The 17,730-nt window shown below is 63.5% G+C and carries 17 protein-coding genes; 9 read left to right on the top strand and 8 right to left on the bottom strand.

What is annotated here, in order from left to right:
- Positions 1-7 precede the first annotated feature (7 nt).
- Positions 8-472 carry a phosphohistidine phosphatase SixA gene (gene sixA, locus EL335_RS12155; RefSeq protein ID WP_126447280.1) on the top strand — a complete coding sequence of 155 codons (465 nt, stop codon included), beginning with the start codon at positions 8-10 and terminating at the stop codon, positions 470-472.
- Positions 473-854: 382 nt separating this feature from the next.
- On the opposite strand, the gene EL335_RS12150 is transcribed toward sixA, so the two are convergent.
- Genes EL335_RS12150 through EL335_RS12115 form a run of 8 tightly spaced genes read right to left on the bottom strand, consistent with a single transcriptional unit; the run spans position 855 to position 11,344 of the window.
- Positions 855-1,040 (bottom strand): hypothetical protein, encoded by a 186-nt coding sequence (locus tag EL335_RS12150; protein WP_126447278.1) that lies wholly within the window; start codon positions 1,038-1,040, stop codon positions 855-857.
- Positions 1,037-1,615, bottom strand: a complete 579-nt coding sequence (locus tag EL335_RS12145) for an electron transport complex protein RnfA (protein WP_126447276.1) — start codon at positions 1,613-1,615, stop codon at positions 1,037-1,039. Before EL335_RS12145 ends, EL335_RS12150 begins: the two co-directional genes overlap by 4 nt.
- Entirely contained in the window at positions 1,608-2,252 is a 645-nt protein-coding gene (rsxE, locus tag EL335_RS12140) for an electron transport complex subunit RsxE (RefSeq protein ID WP_126447274.1), read from the bottom strand. The genes EL335_RS12145 and rsxE overlap by 8 nt, the downstream gene beginning before the upstream one ends.
- A complete protein-coding gene (locus tag EL335_RS12135) occupies positions 2,249-2,956 on the bottom strand; it encodes an RnfABCDGE type electron transport complex subunit G (RefSeq protein ID WP_284155364.1) in 708 nt (235 codons plus the stop codon). The genes rsxE and EL335_RS12135 overlap by 4 nt, the downstream gene beginning before the upstream one ends.
- Positions 2,957-2,961: 5 nt before the next feature.
- The gene (locus tag EL335_RS12130) at positions 2,962-4,140 is read right to left on the bottom strand and encodes an RnfABCDGE type electron transport complex subunit D (RefSeq protein WP_284155363.1); all 1,179 of its coding nucleotides are present in this window, start codon (positions 4,138-4,140) and stop codon (positions 2,962-2,964) included.
- Positions 4,137-5,510, bottom strand: coding sequence for an electron transport complex subunit RsxC (rsxC, locus tag EL335_RS12125; RefSeq protein WP_126447272.1), 1,374 nt, complete (start codon positions 5,508-5,510; stop codon positions 4,137-4,139). The genes EL335_RS12130 and rsxC overlap by 4 nt, the downstream gene beginning before the upstream one ends.
- Positions 5,510-10,432 carry a 2-oxoacid:acceptor oxidoreductase family protein gene (locus EL335_RS12120; RefSeq protein WP_284155362.1) on the bottom strand — a complete coding sequence of 1,641 codons (4,923 nt, stop codon included), beginning with the start codon at positions 10,430-10,432 and terminating at the stop codon, positions 5,510-5,512. The genes rsxC and EL335_RS12120 overlap by 1 nt, the downstream gene beginning before the upstream one ends.
- Before the next feature lie 33 nt (positions 10,433-10,465).
- Positions 10,466-11,344 (bottom strand): RnfABCDGE type electron transport complex subunit B, encoded by an 879-nt coding sequence (locus EL335_RS12115; protein WP_126447268.1) that lies wholly within the window; start codon positions 11,342-11,344, stop codon positions 10,466-10,468.
- A 447-nt stretch (positions 11,345-11,791) separates the two neighbouring features.
- Between EL335_RS12115 and ccmA the strand changes: the two genes are divergently transcribed.
- The 8 genes from ccmA (at position 11,792) to EL335_RS12075 (ending at position 17,698) form a co-directional block, all read left to right on the top strand.
- Positions 11,792-12,403, top strand: a complete 612-nt coding sequence (gene ccmA / locus EL335_RS12110; RefSeq protein WP_126447266.1) for a cytochrome c biogenesis heme-transporting ATPase CcmA — start codon at positions 11,792-11,794, stop codon at positions 12,401-12,403.
- Positions 12,400-13,065, top strand: coding sequence for a heme exporter protein CcmB (ccmB, locus tag EL335_RS12105; protein WP_126447264.1), 666 nt, complete (start codon positions 12,400-12,402; stop codon positions 13,063-13,065). Before ccmA ends, ccmB begins: the two co-directional genes overlap by 4 nt.
- A gap of 272 nt (positions 13,066-13,337) precedes the next feature.
- Positions 13,338-14,141, top strand: a complete 804-nt coding sequence (gene ccmC, locus EL335_RS12100; protein ID WP_126447262.1) for a heme ABC transporter permease CcmC — start codon at positions 13,338-13,340, stop codon at positions 14,139-14,141.
- Entirely contained in the window at positions 14,138-14,323 is a 186-nt protein-coding gene (gene ccmD / locus EL335_RS12095) for a heme exporter protein CcmD (RefSeq protein WP_126447260.1), read from the top strand. Before ccmC ends, ccmD begins: the two co-directional genes overlap by 4 nt.
- Positions 14,320-14,760 carry a cytochrome c maturation protein CcmE gene (gene ccmE / locus EL335_RS12090; protein ID WP_126447258.1) on the top strand — a complete coding sequence of 147 codons (441 nt, stop codon included), beginning with the start codon at positions 14,320-14,322 and terminating at the stop codon, positions 14,758-14,760. Before ccmD ends, ccmE begins: the two co-directional genes overlap by 4 nt.
- 9 nt (positions 14,761-14,769) lie before the next feature.
- Positions 14,770-16,725 carry a heme lyase CcmF/NrfE family subunit gene (locus tag EL335_RS12085; RefSeq protein ID WP_126447256.1) on the top strand — a complete coding sequence of 652 codons (1,956 nt, stop codon included), beginning with the start codon at positions 14,770-14,772 and terminating at the stop codon, positions 16,723-16,725.
- The gene (locus tag EL335_RS12080; protein WP_126447254.1) at positions 16,722-17,249 is read left to right on the top strand and encodes a DsbE family thiol:disulfide interchange protein; all 528 of its coding nucleotides are present in this window, start codon (positions 16,722-16,724) and stop codon (positions 17,247-17,249) included. Before EL335_RS12085 ends, EL335_RS12080 begins: the two co-directional genes overlap by 4 nt.
- Positions 17,246-17,698 (top strand): cytochrome c-type biogenesis protein, encoded by a 453-nt coding sequence (locus EL335_RS12075; protein ID WP_126447252.1) that lies wholly within the window; start codon positions 17,246-17,248, stop codon positions 17,696-17,698. The genes EL335_RS12080 and EL335_RS12075 overlap by 4 nt, the downstream gene beginning before the upstream one ends.
- Positions 17,699-17,730: the final 32 nt, after the last annotated feature.

Genomic DNA, 17,730 nt, shown 5'->3' with positions numbered 1-17,730 from the left:
AGTGAAAATGGATCTGATTCTGTGGCGTCATGCCGAGGCCGAAGAAGCCAAGGCAGGTCAGCTGGATGCCAAGCGCCGGCTCACCGCGCGCGGCGACAAGCAGGCCCATGTGATGGCGAAATGGCTCAGGGCGCAGTTGCCGAAGAAAACCCGCATCCTCGTCAGCCCGACGATGCGCACCCAGCAGACCGCGCATGCGCTCGCCCTGCCTTTCGAGATCGAGCCAAAAATCGGCGTCGGCGCCGATGCCGCCGATCTGCTCGCCGTCGCCCAGTGGCCCGAGCATTCGGGCGCGGTGCTGCTGATCGGTCACCAACCGACGCTGGGACGCCTTGCCGCCTTACTGCTTTCCGGCGTCGAGGCCGACTGGAGCTTCAAGAAAGCCGCGGTCTGGTGGTTCACCAAGCGCAGCCGCGAAGGCCGCGATCAGACCGTGCTGCGCGCGGTGATCCACCCAGAGATGCTGAGCTAACGCGCATGTCACACACTGACGCCCGCAGAGGATGAAACACCCTTGCGCAAACACCCGCCCACCCTTAAGCCCCCCTCGCGGGTGGGAGACTGTCAGCGCGGCAAGCGCTGCGAAGTTTGGCTGCCGTCTAGGAAACTGAGGTTATGGCGCACTTATTGCCCTGGGAAACGCTGAATAAGTTGCTGCGCGGGCGCATCGCCGCGTTGCGCGGTGTTGGCTTCGGCCGCTTCGCTTAACCTCGGCAAAGCCGAGGTTAGCCTTCGCCGCAACTTCGTTGTCGCTCCCTCGCCTAACTCCATGTTATGTCTCGGTCGCTGCGCTCCGTGCGCCTAGCGCTGCATCTCGCTCGCGGCCTTCTTCAGCGTTTCCCTTGTGTTTCACGCTAATCCGTACAGCCAGCATCAGGCTTGTCGCATTTGCTACCACAACAACCACAGCCCCCCTCGTTCTTACGGAAAGGCCCGAGCTGCGGATGACGAGCGGCGAAAGCGCGGTAGAACCGATCCACGACGATGCCGCCGATCATCAGCGCGAACACCAGCACGATGGTGATGAGCCAGGTGCTCATCCGCCCAGTCCCGCGAAACCCATGAAGGAGAGCGACAGGATGCCGGCAAGCATCAGCGACAAGGCGGTGCCCTGGGCGACGGCAGGCACGTCGGAAAGCCGTAGCCGTTCGCGCACACTGGCCATCAACACCAAGGCCAGCGTGAAGCCGGCCCCAGCGCCCAAGGCGAAAGAGACCGACTGCACGAAGTCGTATTCGCGCGCGGTCTGGAACAGCGCCACGCCGAGCACCGCGCAGTTGGTGGTGATCAGCGGCAGATAGATGCCCAGCGCGCGGAACAGTGCCGGGCTGTATTTTTTCAGCACCATCTCGACGAGCTGCACGGCCGAGGCAATGATCACGATATAGGCGATCAGGCGCAGGAATTCGAGATTGAAATAGGCGAGCAACAGATTGAGGCCATAGGCGCATAGCGAGGCGACGAGCATCACGAAAGTGGTCGCCGCGCCCATCGGGGCGGCGGTCTCGAGCTTGCCCGAGACGCCGATGAACGGACACAGGCCGAGAAACATCGCCAGCACGAAGTTGTTGGCGAGGAAAGCGTTGAGGAAGATCTGCGCGACGGATTCATGCATGTTGCTTCACCTCCTGCCGACTGGCCTGGCGATGCTGGCGCCAACGCGTGCCGGCGGCGAATACCAGCAACCACAGGCCGAGCACGAAGAAACCGCCCGGCGGCAGCACCATCACCACCCAGGGTTGGAAATGTTCGCCGAACAGCGGCAGGCCGAACAAAGTGCCGGCACCGAGAATCTCGCGCACGCTGCCGAGGGCCAGCAGGCCGAGCGTGAAGCCGGCGCTCATGCCGAGTGCATTGACGACGGCGGTCAGCGGCGGATGTTTCGAAGCATGCGCTTCGGCGCGGCCAAGGATGATGCAGTTGACGACGATGAGCTGGATGAAGGCGCCGAGCGCATCGTAAAGCGCCAGGCTGATGGCCTGGATCAGATAATCGACGACGGTGACGAAGGTGGCGATGATGACGATGTAGGTGGCGATGCGGACCTCCTTCGGGATCAGCTTGCGCAGCAATGACACCAGCAGGCAGGAGCAGGTCAGCACGAAGGTGGTGGCGAGCCCCATCGATAGGGCGTTGACCGCCGAGACGGTGACGGCGAGTGACGGACACAGGCCCAGCACCATCACGAACACCGGGTTCTGGCGCCAGACACCCTCCATGAATTCTTCCCAGGTGGTGGCAGTCTGGCTCATGGCTTTTCCTTCAACTGGTCCAGATGCGGCGCGATGCGCGGCAGCAAGGCTTGCGCCGTATCGTTGATCGCGCGGCCGACGGCACGCGAGGTGATCGTCGCCCCGGCGATGGCATCGATTTCCCAAGGATGCGTCTTCGTGCCGTGCTTGACGGTGCGAATCTCGTGGGCAAGCGCTTTGCCGTCTTCCGCCACCTCGGCAGCGAGCGGGAAGTTGGCGAGAAAATCGCGATCCTTGCTGACCTTGTCGCCGATCCCCGGCGTTTCGCGCGCGGCGACGACGCCAAAGCCGGTAATCTTCCGGCTGGTCGGCTCCCAGGCAAACAGGATGCGCACGTTGTCGGCATAGCCCTTCGCGGCGCCCTCGGCCGCGATGCCGACGAGCCGGCCGGCTTCGTCATAGCCGGCGAAGAAGCGGATCGCGCCGGCGGGCGCCGTCCCGCCCGCTCCTGCCGAGGGTGCCGTCCCGAAGCCGCCGACTTTTTCGACTGTGCCGGTCGGCAGAGCGATGTATTCGACGATCGACTTGGCGGTCGGGATCACGCGGAACACCCCGCGCTCGACGGCGATGCGCTTGTTTTCCTGCACGGCGCCGTAGGTGCCCTGATAGGCGGCGACGATGATCGTGCCGCAGATTGCGGCGATGAGTCCCAGCGTACGGATCATCGCCGCCGGCGGCGTCATCTGCGGCAGGGTTTGGCTCATGTGATTCATCGGTGCTCACCTGGTTTGTGACGTTCATCGCGCTTCGGCTTGTTCCAGAGGAAACGCTTCTTCGGCGTCACCGCATGCGCCTCCTCGCGTGAAATGTAGCCCGGATGCAGCGGATATGAGGCACCGCGCTTGGCATGGCCGATCTTGGCCAGCGCGCTCTTGCCGAAGGGCGTCGGCTGCGTCACCTTTTCGATCAGCGGGGTGGCGGCATTCGCAATCAGGATCGCATACATCACCCCTTCCGGCAGGCCGCTGTAATAGCGGATGATCACGGTCAGCAAGCCGATCAGCGCGCCATAGACCCACATGCCCTTCGGGGTGACCGGCGAAGTCGCCATGTCGGTGGCCATATAGACCGCGCCGAGGATCAAGCCGCCCGAGAACAACATGAAGAACGGATTCGGGAAACGCTCGGGCGAAAGTGCGAAGAGGAGCCAGGCAGTCAAGCCCGCGCTGCCGAGGATCGCCGCCGGAATGCGCCAGTCGAGGAAGCGCCGCACGGCGAGATAGCTGCCGCACAGCAGGATCAGCAAAGGCGAGGGGCCCACCGCCATGTGGCCGGAAAGTGATGTGAGCAGCTCTTCGGCGCCGGCGAGCACGCCCTCGAATTTCCAGCGTGCCAAGGGGGTTGCGGCGGCCAGTGCGTCGAGCTGCTTCACCTTGAGCCAGAGCATCAGATCGGCTGGCTGCATCAACGGCCAGGCGAGTGAGGAGGGCACGAACTCGCTGAAGCGGCCGGGCAAAAACGACGGCGAATAGGTCGCGATCGCCTGGGGGAAGGCCGCCTGCACGAAGGCGCGGCCGACCAGCGCCGGGTTGAAGACATTGAAGCCGATGCCGCCTGTCAGCGCCTTGCCGAGCGCGATGGCGACGAAGCCGGCGACGGCGCCCATCCACAGGGGGAATGCCGGCGGCAGCGACAGCGCGAGCAAGAGCCCGGTGATCACCGCGGAAAAGTCGGAGATGTCGCCGGCCTGCGTGCCGGTCTTGACGAACAGCCGTTCCGTGAGAAGGCAGCTTCCCGTGACGACGAGGAGCGAGGCGAGCGCGGAAAGGCCATATTGATAGACGAAGAAGGCGCACACCGGCATGAGCGAGAAGACGACGTGGCGCATGATCATCGCCACGTTTCTTGGCGCTTTGATGTGCGGAGCGGAACGAATCTCGATGGTCATGACGATTTCCGTGCCACCGCCTTCTCGCGCAGGATTTGTTTCGCGACGCGAAATTGCTGCACCAGCGGGATGTTCGAGGGACAGACATAGGAACAGCAGCCGCACTCGAAGCATTCACCGAGGTGATAGCGGCTACCCATCAGGTCGTATTCGCGCTTGGCGGCGAGCATGCCGAGCATCGACGGATTGAGTCCCATCGGACAGGATTCGACGCACTGCGCGCACTTGATGCACGGGTAGATCTTGCGCTCTCTATCGAGCTGCATGTCTTGGGCACGCATCACGACGATGCCGGAGATGCCCTTGGTGATCGGCACCTCGAGCGAGGCCGCCGCCTGGCCCATCATCGGTCCGCCGAGGATTACTTCCTTCGCCTGGGCGTCAAACGCGCCGGCGAAATCGAGGATGAAGGAAAGCGGCGTGCCGATCGGCACGATGTAGTCGCCGGGACGGGCGACCCCCGGGCCGGTGATCGTCACGACGCGCTCGGTCAGCCCCTGCCCGACCGGAAGCAACCTGCCCAGCGCCGCCAATGTGCCGACGTTGTTGACCACCATGCCCAGGCTCACCGGCAGACCGCCGGCGGGAATCTCGACGCCGAATAGCGCCATGATCAGCATCTTCTCCGAACCTTGGGGATATTTGGTCGGCACCATTTCGGCGTGGATCTCACCTTCCGGAAGGGTTCCTGCGCGCGCGATCGCCGCCCGCACCGCATCGCACGCATCCGGCTTGTTGTCCTCGATGCCGACGATCGCGCGTCGTGCGCCGGTGGCCCGCATCGCATAGCGGATGCCGCGGATCAGATCGTCGGACTGCTCGACCATCACGCGATGGTCGCAGGTCAGATAGGGCTCGCATTCGCAGCCATTGACGACGAGCGTGTGCACTTTCGCCTGCTGCGGCACGGAAAGCTTGGCATGCGTCGGAAATGCCGCGCCCCCCAGCCCCACCATGCCGGTGTCCCAAACCGCCTGGAGGATCTCCTGGGCGCTCGCACCGGACAAGTCACGCGGTTCGCCCCAGAGGTCTTCTTGCGTCGCGCCGGGATGGGCGCGGATCACGATCGATTCGACCCACGGCCCGCGCATACCGGGCTTGAGGCCAATGAACTCGACCCTGCCTGTGACCGGCGCATGGTGCGGCACGGAGAGCCAGTCTTCCGCCTTGGCGATCGGCTGGCCGCGCACCACCTCCTGGCCGACCTTGACGATCGGCCGCGGCGGCTTGCCGATGTGCTGCGACAGCGGCACGATCACGCGCGGCGGAAACGGCAGCCGGCGGATCCGGGTGTGCGCGGTGAGCTTGCAGGACGGCGGATGCACGCCGCGCTGAAAGGCTTCGCCGCGGAACCAGGAAACGAGCTTCATCAGTTGTATTTCGCGGCGCGCGCGATCAGTTTGTCGATGCCAGGTTCCGCTCGGTTCCACGGCGTGCCCGGATGGATGCATCCTGCGGTGCATTTCTCCGCTGCCTTGACGATGTCGGCGAACTTGGCGCCCTTCGGATCGATGACGATCGCCTGCTTCTGGGCGTTGTAAGCGAATACCTTCGGCGCGATGGTCATGCATTCGTCGCATGCCGTGCATTCGGGCGACTCGATCCATACCGGTTCGTAATCGCCCGCCGCCGACGCGCCGCTTTCCACTGGCTGTTGCAGACTCGGCGCTGGCAAAACTGCACCGGGAGCGTAATCGCTGCCGGTAAGCCCCAGCGTGTTGCTGATCTTGGCCAGTAAATCGGCGCGCACGCGCTCGGCGATCTCCGCGGTATCCACCGGCTGTGCATCGAGTCCGGCGATGTTGCGCAACTGACGCCAGAAAGCGAGGCGCTCTTCGGTCGAGCGCACCATCTCCGCCGTGACCAACAGGCGCATCAAGCGGTTCTTGGCATCGACGGCCCAGATGAACGGGAACTTGCCTTCGCGCTCGTCTTCGTCGAGCTGGATGAAATCGGCGAGCAGCACCATGTTCTCGTTCCAGGTCTCCGGCGGCGCCTTCTTGAAATGCTTCAAGAAACGCGTCTCGGTGGCGGCGAAGTCGGCGAAGGTCATCGGCAGGGTCATGCTTTGCTCGTGGCCAGCCTCGTCCTTGTATTTGAGCGTATAGGTCGGCCAATCCGCATCGATCGCCGGGTTGCCTTCCAGGCTGACGGTCTCGTGGAAGGTGGTACCCAGATCGGGGTTGAAGCGGAATAGCGGATAGGCGCGACTTTCCACCGCCAGCTTGCTCTGCTCGACGCTACGGTCGTCGCCGACGCCATGTTCGGGCGGGCAGACCGCATAGACGTTGAACAGCGCCGGGCGGCGGCTGTTGATGCCATCGATGTAGCTTTCCAGCAGGTGATTGACATGGGCGATCGTGCCTTGCATCACATAGGCGGTGCGATGCGCCAGGCCAATCAGACTGATCTCCTTGCGCGTTTCCTGCTTGCCATGCTGCACCTTGCCATACGGCGCCATGTCGGAGACCTGCGAGATGAAGCCCGAGGTGCAGGCCTGACCGCCGGTGTTCGAATACACCTGGGTGTCGACCACCAGCACCTTGATCGGCATGCCGGACATCAGCGCACGCGATAGGTTCTGGAAGCCGATGTCATACATCGCGCCATCGCCGCCCAAGGCGACCACCGGGGGGCAGAGCAGCCATTCTTCCGCATTGAAATCATGCCAGGTGAAACGGCGGAAGAAGCCGTCGTCGCGCTCCGGCAGATAATCGCCGGCGAGCTCCTTCTCGGCCATGCGCACCGCCTTGAAGCCCTCGGCCATCTTCGCCATGTGCCCCTCGAACAGGCCCATCGCGACGGAAGGCGAATCCTGGAATAGATGCGAGGTCCACGGGAAGGGATAAGGATGGAAGGGGTAGGTCGAGCCCCACACCGAGGTGCAGCCGGTCGAGTTGACGATGCCCATCTCGGCGCGGCCGCGGCCGGTCGGGCCGGCGACATAGCGCCACTTGAGGTCTTTCAGTTTTTCCAGCAGTTGGGCAGTGTTCTTCACCCACACTGGGTCGAGCAGCTGCGAAGGTTTGTTCTCGGTGAGCTTGGCAGCGAGGTTCGACAGCGTCAGGTCATGCTGGCCAGTGGCTTCGACGGCCTTGAGCACCGCCTGGGTGTCGGTGAGGTCGACGGCGGAAGCCAGCTTGATGCGCATGTGCTGTTCGAGGCGCGCGATCAGGTCATCGAGTTTGGCGACGAAGGCCTTCACGCGGGGTTGCATCAGCGCGGTGACCGTCGAGGTGAACAGATGGATCGCCGTCTTCTCGCCACAACCGAGACATGCGCCGTCGCCGCAGTTCATCGAGTTGTAGTTGTGCTTGTCGAGGAGCAGAGTTTCGAGCGCGCCGATCTTTTCATCCAGGCTGTCGATGCGGCTGTATTCCTTCGGCGTGGTCGGCAGATCGAGCCAGAGATTCCAGTCGCGGCGCAAGCGTTCGACCGTTTCGTCGGTTTGCGTCACCATCTTCAGCGCATCGTCCTCGCACACCGTCACACACAGCGCGCAAGCTTTGCAGGTGTAGGGATTGATGGTGATCGAAAACAGGCCGCCTGTGCCCTTGGCCTTTTTCTCCTTCAGGCTCCAGTAGGGCTTGGTGGTAGCGAACTGGAAGTCGCCGAGTTCGCTGGCAAACAGCTTGAACTCGGCGCCCATTCTTTCCCAATCGTCCTCGTCCGCCTCGGCGATGGTTTCCTCGATCGCCTTGTCGATCAGCGGCCGCACCGCGACGCCGTCGCTGTCGCCGATCAGCGCGCGCAGCTTCTTTTCCAGCGTGCGCACGCCGCGCCGCAGGAAGCGCGTCGGCGTGCCGGCGGTCTCGATGCGGTTGACGACGGTATTGAAGACGTCGCCGATCGTGCTCACCAGGCCGGGAATCGCCGAATCCGGGCACTCGGTGTAGCAGTTGCCGCAGGCGGTGCAGTTCTCTGCGATCCATACCGGATGCTCGAAGCGGATGCCGGTCATGTCGCGGAACACGCCGGAAGCGGCTGGCATCAATGAAGTGCCGATGAACGGGTCGACGAGATTGTCGGAGCCTTTGCCGGTGAGATAGAAGTGGCCGGTCTGCTCCCAGAAACGGTGGATGTCGGCGACGTGCCCATCGGCGGCGGGCAATTCTTTCAGCATCACCGGCAGGCCGGCATCCTTTTTGACCAGCCGCTTGCGCGTCTTGCCGACCTCCTTGGCGGTGATCTCCTTGAGTTCCGTGTAGCCGCGCTTGATTGAGCGCAGGTTGTCCTGCACGACGCGGGCGCCCTTGCTGCCGAACTTGGCCTGCAATTGTGCCTCGATCGCGGCAAACAGCGCCTCTTCGCCAAGCTTGGCGTTTTGCATCACCGGGCTTGCCGCGAAGAACGCGCCCTGGAAGACGATACCCTGCATGCGCAATTGCAGGTCGGCCGAGCCGGCTTCTTCGCGCGCGATCTGGAAGGCATCGAGATAGAAGACGCGGATATCGTTGTCGACGATGAACTTCTGCGCCCAGACCGGGAAACTGGCCCAGGTTTCATCGCCCAGATTCGACTGGATGATGAACACGCCCCCCTTCTTCAGGCCGGAGAGTGGATTGGAGTGGCCGAACACGTTCGGGTCGGGCGCGAGCACGACATCGACATAGGTATATTCGCAATTGATGCGGATCGGCTCCGGCGCGGCCGAAAGATAATAGGTGGTCGGCTGCCCCTTCTTCTCGGAGCCGTATTTCGGGTTGGCTTTGATGTCCCAGCCGAGCAGCTCGAACAGGGTCATCGCCAGATTCTTGCCGGTGGTGATCGCGCCCCAGCCGCCCACCGAGTGCATGCGCACCGTGATCGCCCCTTGGGGCAGCAGGTTGGGATTTTCGCTGCCGCGGATGCCCAAGGCGCGGATCTGCGGATATTTTTCCTGCAGCTCCTGCTGATGCACCTCGTCCTTGGGGTTGAGCGGATCGCGCACGAAGTCGATCGACAGATAGAAGAACTTGCGCTTGGCCCCATTGGGCAGCATGTTCTCGACCGCAGCGATCAACCCTTCGGGTTGCAGGTCACGCGAGCCCAGGCCATAGCAGCCGGAATACAGGCGTGGCATCTCGCCCGCCGCGAAACTCGCATAGCCGGGGTAAGGTTTCTCCCCATCGAGCGCCAGGCCGTTCTCGATGCACTTGGTGACGGTGGCGCGCACCTCGCGCATCAGCGGCAGATCTTCGGCGAGCGGCTGGTCGGTGCGTTCGAGCACCGCCACACCCTTCTTGCCCTTCAAAACCTTGCCGAGCAGATCGCCGGGGAAGGGACGATACATCGTGACATTCACCACGCCGACCATAAGGCCGCGCGTCTTACGCAGATAGTCGGCGACACATTCGGCCTGGACGACCATGCTGCCCATCCCGACGATCAGCCAGTCGGCGTCTTCGGTCTTGTAAGTGGAAATGCGGCCGTAACGCCGCCCAGTCAACGCCGCATATTCGGCCATACAGGCATCGGCGATTTCCTCGATGTGATCGAAGAAGTAAGGCCGCTGGCCGGCGGTCGCCTGCATGTAGGCATCCTGGTTCTGCACCACGCCGGAAACGAGTGGCACATCCACATCCCAGATCGCCGGCACGCGGCGGCGCTTCGGGCCGTAGATCATGGCCTGCGCAGGAGTGGGGGTGTCGATGATGTCATCGGGCCGGCCGACGAATTCCTCGATCAGCTCGCGTTCCGGCAGCAACGTCGATTCGATCAGATGGGTGGTCAGAAAGCCGTCCTGACCGACGATCGCCGGGGTGAGCGACAGTTCGGCGATTTTGCGCGCGATCAGGTTCAAATCGGCGCATTCGGTGGCGTTCTTCGCCATCACCTGGATGAAGCCGGTGTCATCGACGCAGTGATAATCGTCGTGGCTGCAATGCACGTTCAGCGAGGCCTTGGTGATCGCGCGGCAGCCCATGTTGAGCACATAAGGCAGGCGCTTGCCAACCGCGCCGTAGAGCGATTCGTGCATGAAGGCGACACCTTGCGCCGAGGAGAAGTTCGTCGCCCGCAAGCCCGCCATTGCCATGCCGGCCGTGACCCCGGCGGCGGCGTGCTCGGATTCCGGCTCGATGAAGACCAGCGGCCGCTGCGAAATGTTCAGACGGCCCTTGGCGACCTCTTCCGCCCAGTATTCGCCCATCTGTGTCGAAGGCGTGATCGGATAGGCGCCGGCGGCATCCGACGCCTCACGCTCGACATGAATGACCGCAGTGTTGCCATCGACCGCATCGCGGATGCCCGGATACTTGACCTGCGGGGCCTGCTGGCCGCTCGCGCTCTTCTCGGACTTGAACAGTTTCATCAACATTTCTCCACTCCCTCTGGTTGAGGATATTCATTGCAGCAAGGGCAGGGCGTCCTGCCGCAGGATCTTTTTGGCGGCCGCGCCTTTGACCGCCTTGTTCGGTGTTTCGAACCAGACGATCGCGCCGGTCGGGCAACGTTCGATCGGCGTGCGTGTCGCCCACTGGTTCAGTTCGTAGCGAATCGCCGCGAGGTTGTCGTCCAAACGGATCAGCCCTGGCGCCGCATCGGCGACGCATTTGCCACAGGCGGTGCAGGCGACCTCGCAGGCCCGTTCGGCGGTGTCGCCATCGGCGTGGTTCTTGCAAGCCACCCAAAGCTTACGGCTGACCGGCTCCAGAGAAAACAGGCCCTTGGGACAAACTTCGACACAGTCGTTGCAGGCCGCACATTTGTCGGCATCGACCACCGGTAGCCCATGCTCGTCGAGATGCAATGCGTCGAAATCGCAGACGGCTTCGCAGTCCCCCAGCCCCAAACAGCCCCAGGCGCATTCCTTGCCGCCACCGCCGACCACTGCCGCAGCACGGCAGGTCTTCAGTCCGGCGTAGCGCGCGCGCTGATAGGCAACATGGCGGCCACCGGCGCAGGCGAGCCGGGCGACTTTCTTTTCGATGTTGCCGGGATCGACGCCGAGCAGATGCGCAATGTCCTTGCGTTGTTGCGGCGAGCTCACCGTGCATTGCGCGGGCACGACTTCGCCCGCCACGACCTTTTCGGCGAAGCCGCGGCAGCCCGGCATCCCGCAGGCGCCGCAATTCGATTTGGGAAGCAGCTCCTCGACTTGCTCGATACGCGGGTCTTCGCGGACGAAGAGCTTGCGGCTAGCAAACGCGAGGATCGCCGCCAAGACGGTCCCCAACGCAGCCATGAATCCACCCGCCACCGCCAGATTCGACACCGATTCCATGAATCTCGCACCACCCCGTCAAAATTGACGCGCAGCAATAATCCGCGCCGTGATCCAAAAAACTCTGCGTACCCGCCTGCGCCCGTCGGTGACACGGGCACGAACCAAGCGCACAGCGAATTCCGGCCACTCGAAGCACACGCCTTGCGGGCATGCGCTTCGGTGGCCATCACGGCGCGGCCGGTGGTTTCCGGCCACGGGGGTGAAAAGGCGGCGTATCGCCTTTCCAGACTGCCACGCGCAGGGTTGCGCCCCGCGCGCGTTCGTGACGAACAAAGTATAAGCAGCTTTGCGGCACTGCAGCAAACAATGGTTTTTATGCTTACCATAGAAACCGTTTTTCCAGATGGGTTACACGAAGTGCCGTCCCGCCAGCGCCGAGTTTTGCGCAGGGACTTGACGCGCATTAAGCCCAGCGGCGCCGGGATCAGGCAAAATGCGCCCTCCATGCTGACAGCCAACGCCCTTTCCTGCGTGCGCGGCGAACGCCGCCTGTTTGCCGGGCTCGATCTCGCGGTCGGCCCGGGCGAGTGGCTGCACGTGCAAGGAGAGAACGGTGCCGGCAAGACGAGCCTGTTGCGCATCCTCGCTGGCCTTTCGCCACCGGCGGCCGGTGAAGTGCGTTGGCGCAATGAGCCGATCCGGGAGCTGGCCGAGGAGTACCATCGCCATCTGCTGTTCCTCGGCCACCACGGTGCCGTCAAGGAAGAGCTCACACCGCTGGAAAACCTCACCTTCTCCGCTTTGCTCGACGGGGTCAGGCTTTCAGATGCCGAGGCGCTTGCTGCCTTGGCGCGCTTTGGCTTGAGAGGCCGCGAGGACCTGGCGGTGCGCTTTCTCTCCGCCGGCCAGAAGCGCCGCGTGCTGCTCGCGCGACTGGCGGTGAAGAAGGCCACATTGTGGATCCTCGACGAGCCCTTCACCGCGCTCGACGTCAAGGCCGTCGAATTGCTTTCCGGCTTGATCGTCGAGCACGTCACGAGCGGCGGCATCGTGATCCTGACCAGCCACCAGAGCATTCCGCTGCCGAATGGCAAGGTTCTCAAGGTGGGCACATGAAGGCGGTGCTGGCCGTCATCCGCCGCGACCTGCTGCTGGCGGCGCGCCGGAAGAGCGAGGTGCTCACCGCGCTGTTCTTCTTCATCATCGTCGTCAGCCTGTTTCCGCTGGGCATCGGCCCGGAACCAGCCCTGCTGAGGAAGATCGCACCGGGCATCCTCTGGGTGGCGGCGCTCCTTGCGACGATGCTCGGCTTGACGCGTCTGTTCGCGCCCGACCACGCCGATGGCACGCTCGAGCAGATGGCGCTCTCGCCCAACCCGTTGGGCCTGCTGATCGCGGGTAAAATCATCAGTCACTGGCTCACGACGGGACTGCCGCTGGTGCTGCTCGCGCCGGTGCTCGGCATCCAGTTCGATCTCGAACCCGAGGCGCTCGGCATCCTGGTGGTAGCCTTGCTGCTGGGCACGCCGCTTTTGTCGCTGATCGGCGCGATCGGCGCGGCGCTCACTCTCGGCGTGCGTGGCGGCGGTGTACTGCTGTCCCTGCTGGTGCTGCCGCTTTATGTACCGACGCTGATCTTCGGCGCCGGTGCGGTGGAGATGGTCGTCTCGGGTTTGAGCCCCGCCGGACATTTGTCTTTGTTGGCCGCGCTGTTGGCGCTGGCAGTGTTTTTCGCGCCGTGGGCGACCACGGCCGCTTTGAGGATTGCGCTTGAGTAACGAAAACGAGCTGAACCACGCAGCGTCGGCGCTGGGCCGATACATGCCGACGCGGCACGCGGCGAAGCCGCAAACCGCAACGATCTGACTACGGAGAGCCCCTTGAGTATGCGAGGAAACCGAGCCAGTCTGGAACCCCCCGCGAGGGGGGCGAAGGGGGGCGGGCCGTCGCAAAACTACTGCGTAGCGTCGGTGCCGGGCCGCCCCAAGCCGACGCGGCACGCGGCGAAGCCGCAAACCGCAACGATCTGACTACGGAGAGCCCCTTGAGTATGCGAGGAAACCGAGCCAGTCTGGAACCCCCCGCGAGGGGGGCGAAGGGGGGCGGGTTCATCAACTGGTTCAAGTTCGCCAGCCCGCAGAGCTTCTACCCTCTCGCCGGCAAGATGATCCCGTGGTTCTGGGGATTGGCGGCGATCTTCCTGGTCGTCGGGCTCTATATCAGCTTCTTCGTCGCGCCGACCGATTTCCAGCAAGGCGAAGGCTACCGGATCATCTTCATCCACGTCCCGGCGGCCTGGATGTCGATGTTCCTCTACTGCGTGATGGCGGGCTGGGCGGGTATTGGTCTCGCGCTCAACACACGCCTTTCCGGGATGATGGCACAGGCCATCGCCCCGACCGGCGCGCTGATGGCTTTCCTCTCGCTGTGGACCGGCGCCTTCTGGGGCAAGCCGATGTGGGGTGCCTGGTGGGTGTGGGATGCGCGGCTTACCTCCTCGCTGATCCTGTTCTTCCTCTACATCGGTTTCATCGCACTGCAGGCGGCGATCGACGACGCGCGCCGTGCCGACAAGGCCGGCGCGATCCTCGCGCTGGTCGGCGTGGTGAACGTGCCGATCATTTATTTCTCGGTGAAATGGTGGAACACGCTGCATCAGGGCGCCTCGGTGGCGATCAACAAGGCGCCGGCGATGGCGACGACGATGCTTCTTGGGATGCTGATCATGGCGCTGGCGTTCTGGATGTATGCGATCGCCGTGATCCTGACGCGCGTGCGCGCGATCATCCTGGAGCGCGAGGCGCACACCGAATGGGCCAAGGAACTGCCGGAAGTGAAAGGGGCAAACGCATGAACTGGGGCTCAGCGGCCGAATTCTTCGCGATGGGTGGCTACGGCCTCTATGTCTGGGGCAGCTTTGGCGTCTGCGCTTTGCTGATGATCACGGAACCAATTCTGGTCCGTCAGCGTCACAAGAACATTTTGCGCATCCTCCGCCGCGAGCGGCTGGCCGAATCCTTCGAGACAACGCCATGAAACCACGTCACAAACGCATCGCTCTGATCGTCGGCGGCCTTACCGCCCTCGGGCTAGCCGCCGCCTTCGTGCTCAACGCCCTGGACAGCAATCTCGCCTTCTTCGTCACGCCCTCCGAAATCGCCGCAGGCAAGGCGCCGCAGGGCAAGACCTTCCGCGTCGGCGGCATGGTCAAGGAAGGCTCGCTCACGCGCGACAACCTGACCGTCAGTTTCGTGATCACCGACACGGCCCGCGACGTGAAGGTGATCTACACCGGCATCCTTCCCGACCTGTTCAAGGAAGGCAAGGGCGCGGTAGCCCAGGGCCGCATGAACCCCGACGGCACCTTCACCGCCACCGAAGTGCTCGCAAAACATGACGAGAACTATATGCCTCCAGAGGCGGGCCACGCCATCGAGCAAGCGCAGAAAGCGCAAAAAACCCTTCGACAATAAGGCATTGCGATGATTCCAGAACTCGGGCATTTCGCCCTGCTGCTCTCCCTGTTCGTCGCGCTGGTACTGGGCATCCTGCCCTTGGCCGGCGCCCAGCGCGGCAAGCCGCAATGGATGGCGCTGGCCCGACCGGCGACGCTGGCCTTGTTCCTCTTGATCGCTTTTTCCTTCGCCAGTCTCGGCTGGGCTTTTTATGGCAACGATTTCAGCGTCCTTTATGTCGCCGCGCACTCGAACACCCAGCTGCCGACGATGTACCGGCTCTCCGCGGTCTGGGGTGGTCATGAGGGTTCGCTACTGCTTTGGGTTCTGATGCTCGCCGGCTGGATGCTGGCCGTCGCCACGTTTTCGCGCCAGTTGCCCGAGGCGATGGTCGCGCGCGTGCTGGGCGTGCTCGGCCTGGTGATGGTCGGGCTGCTCGCCTTCGTCGTGTTCACTTCCAACCCCTTCGACCGGGTCTTTCCGCCGCCGGCCGAGGGCCGCTCGCTCAATCCCCTGCTGCAAGACCCGGGGCTCGTCTTTCACCCGCCGATGCTCTACATGGGTTATGTCGGCTTCTCGGTCGCCTTTGCGTTCGCGATCTCGGCGCTGATCGCCGGCCAGCTCGATGCCGCCTGGGCGCGCTGGTCGCGCCCGTGGACCACCGCCGCGTGGATCTTCCTGACGCTGGGCATCGCGCTCGGTTCCTGGTGGGCCTACTACGAGCTCGGCTGGGGCGGCTGGTGGTTCTGGGATCCGGTCGAGAACGCCTCATTCATGCCTTGGCTGGTCGGCACCGCGCTGATCCATTCCTTGGCCGTGACCGAAAAGCGCGGCAGCTTCAAGAACTGGACCGTGCTGTTGGCGATCGCGGCCTTCTCGCTGTCGCTGTTGGGCACCTTCCTGGTGCGCTCCGGCGTGCTCACCTCGGTGCATGCCTTCGCTACCGACCCGCGCCGCGGCATCTTCATCCTGATCCTCCTGGCGATCGTCGTCGGCAGCTCGCTTTTGCTGTTCGCGGCACGAGCACCGAAGGTGAGCTTGGGCGGCGGCTTCGCGCTCGTCTCGCGCGAAACCTTCCTGCTCGTCAACAACGTGCTGTTGGTGGTCGCGGCCGCCAGCGTGTTGCTCGGCACGCTCTATCCGCTGATCGTCGATGCATTGGGTTTGGGCAAGATCTCCGTCGGCCCGCCTTACTTCAATGCCGTGTTCGTGCCGATCATGCTGCCTCTCCTGGTCCTGGTGGCCATCGGGCCGGTCGCACGTTGGAAGCACGACGACCTGAAAACTATCCTCGCCAGGCTCTGGCCGGCGGCCATCGTCGCCGTAGTGGCAGGCATTGCGCTGCCTTTCCTTGCCGGCGGCTGGAACGGCGCCGTGGCACTGGGGCTGGCGCTGGTCGGCTGGATGGCCGCCGCCATCGTGTTGCAAGCAGCCGACCGCTTGAAGAAACCCGGCGCGCCGACGCGTTCCTGGTGGGGCATGCAGCTCGCGCACTTCGGTCTCGCGGCTTTCGTCGTCGGCGTGACGATGGTCTCCAATTACCAGGAAGAGCGCGATGTGCGCATGGAGCCGGGCGACACGGTCAGCGTCGGCGGCCACGAATTCAAGTTCCTCGGCGTGCGCGAGGCAGACGGCCCGAACTATCGTGCGTCGGTGGGCAGTTTCGAGCTCTTTCGCAATGGTCGTATGCTGCGCACGCTGCATCCGGAAAAACGCGACTATGGTCTTGGCTCGATGCCGATGACCGAGGCCGCGATCGATGCCGGCTTCACTCGTGACGTCTATGTCTCGCTGGGCGAGCCGCTTGCCAATGACAAGGAAAACGGCGCCTGGGCGGTGCGTGTCTATTACAAGCCTTTCGTGGACTGGATCTGGGGCGGCTGTCTGCTGATGGCGTTAGGGGGCCTCATCGCCGCCAGCGACCGCCGCTACCGCCTGCGCGTTACGCGCGCGGCGAGCGTTCCGGCAGGAGCTGTGGCATGAACAAATTCACCTGGCCTCTGGTCATCTTCATCCTTCTCGTCGGCCTGCTCGCGGTCGGGCTCAATCTGAATCCTCGCGAAGTGCCATCGCCCTTGATCGGCAAGCCAGCACCGGCCTTCGAAGTGGCGCAGCTTGCCGATCCCGCTCGCAAATTTTCGCCCAAGGAGATGTTGGGCAAGGTCTGGCTGCTCAACGTCTGGGCCTCATGGTGCGTCTCCTGCCGCGAGGAGCACCCGGTGATCGTCGAGTATGCGATGAAAGGGCTGCTGCCACCGGTCGTCGGACTCAATTACAAGGACAAGCGCGAAGACGGCCTGCGTTGGCTGGCGCGCTTCGGTGACCCGTATCTCTTGTCGGCCTTCGATGCCGACGGCCGCGTCGGTATCGATTACGGCGTCTATGGTGTGCCGGAGACCTATCTGATCGACAAGGCCGGGGTGATCCGCTTCAAACAGATCGGGCCGATCACGCCGGAAGTGATGGAGAAGAAGATATTGCCGCTCGTCAAGGAGCTCGACAAATGAAGTGGCTCATTGCAGTCATGGCGGCGCTCGTGCTGCTCGCCCAAGCTGCGCTGGCGAAGGAAGCCGCGCCGTTGGCCGAGGACCCGGCCGTCGAGCAGCGCATGGTGAAGATCACCGAGGAGCTGCGCTGCCTCGTTTGCCAGAACGAATCGCTCGCTGGCTCTCAAGCCGATCTCGCCAAGGATCTCAGGCAGGAAGTGCGCGAATTGATCAAGTCCGGCAAGTCGGACGACGAGGTGAGGGAATTCCTCGTCAGCCGTTATGGGGATTTCGTGCTCTACCGCCCGCGGGTCAAGCCGGTGACCTATCTGCTCTGGAGTGGGCCGTTTCTGCTGTTGATTGCCGGCATTCTTGCCCTGATGCGCTATCTGCGCCGCCGCAATCGACAGCTCACAGAAGCGCCGCTGACCGAAGAGGAGCGTCGCCGCGCCGAGGCGCTCTTGAAGTAACCCCTACGGCAATGAAATCCGCTTACATTCCA

This window comes from Sulfuricystis multivorans (genome assembly GCF_003966565.1).
Classification (GTDB): Bacteria; Pseudomonadota; Gammaproteobacteria; order Burkholderiales; family Rhodocyclaceae; genus Sulfuricystis; species Sulfuricystis multivorans.
The sequence above is the reverse complement of the archived record's forward strand: the minus strand, read 5'-3'. Positions and strand labels throughout refer to the sequence as shown.

Excerpts from the sequence above, each read along its gene's own strand:
- ccmA (WP_126447266.1), top strand. The coding sequence starts at position 11,792 with ATGCTGACAGCCAACGCCCTTTCCTGCGTGCGCGGCGAACGCCGCCTG.
- sixA (WP_126447280.1), top strand. The coding sequence starts at position 8 with ATGGATCTGATTCTGTGGCGTCATGCCGAGGCCGAAGAAGCCAAGGCA.
- EL335_RS12130 (WP_284155363.1), bottom strand. The coding sequence starts at position 4,140 with ATGACCATCGAGATTCGTTCCGCTCCGCACATCAAAGCGCCAAGAAAC.
- EL335_RS12135 (WP_284155364.1), bottom strand. The coding sequence starts at position 2,956 with ATGAGCCAAACCCTGCCGCAGATGACGCCGCCGGCGGCGATGATCCGT.
- EL335_RS12120 (WP_284155362.1), bottom strand. The coding sequence starts at position 10,432 with ATGAAACTGTTCAAGTCCGAGAAGAGCGCGAGCGGCCAGCAGGCCCCG.
- EL335_RS12150 (WP_126447278.1), bottom strand. The coding sequence starts at position 1,040 with ATGAGCACCTGGCTCATCACCATCGTGCTGGTGTTCGCGCTGATGATC.
- ccmC (WP_126447262.1), top strand. The coding sequence starts at position 13,338 with ATGCGAGGAAACCGAGCCAGTCTGGAACCCCCCGCGAGGGGGGCGAAG.
- EL335_RS12075 (WP_126447252.1), top strand. The coding sequence starts at position 17,246 with ATGAAGTGGCTCATTGCAGTCATGGCGGCGCTCGTGCTGCTCGCCCAA.
- EL335_RS12145 (WP_126447276.1), bottom strand. The coding sequence starts at position 1,615 with ATGCATGAATCCGTCGCGCAGATCTTCCTCAACGCTTTCCTCGCCAAC.
- EL335_RS12115 (WP_126447268.1), bottom strand. The coding sequence starts at position 11,344 with ATGGAATCGGTGTCGAATCTGGCGGTGGCGGGTGGATTCATGGCTGCG.
- ccmB (WP_126447264.1), top strand. The coding sequence starts at position 12,400 with ATGAAGGCGGTGCTGGCCGTCATCCGCCGCGACCTGCTGCTGGCGGCG.
- EL335_RS12080 (WP_126447254.1), top strand. The coding sequence starts at position 16,722 with ATGAACAAATTCACCTGGCCTCTGGTCATCTTCATCCTTCTCGTCGGC.
- ccmD (WP_126447260.1), top strand. The coding sequence starts at position 14,138 with ATGAACTGGGGCTCAGCGGCCGAATTCTTCGCGATGGGTGGCTACGGC.
- EL335_RS12085 (WP_126447256.1), top strand. The coding sequence starts at position 14,770 with ATGATTCCAGAACTCGGGCATTTCGCCCTGCTGCTCTCCCTGTTCGTC.
- rsxE (WP_126447274.1), bottom strand. The coding sequence starts at position 2,252 with ATGAGCCAGACTGCCACCACCTGGGAAGAATTCATGGAGGGTGTCTGG.
- ccmE (WP_126447258.1), top strand. The coding sequence starts at position 14,320 with ATGAAACCACGTCACAAACGCATCGCTCTGATCGTCGGCGGCCTTACC.
- rsxC (WP_126447272.1), bottom strand. The coding sequence starts at position 5,510 with ATGAAGCTCGTTTCCTGGTTCCGCGGCGAAGCCTTTCAGCGCGGCGTG.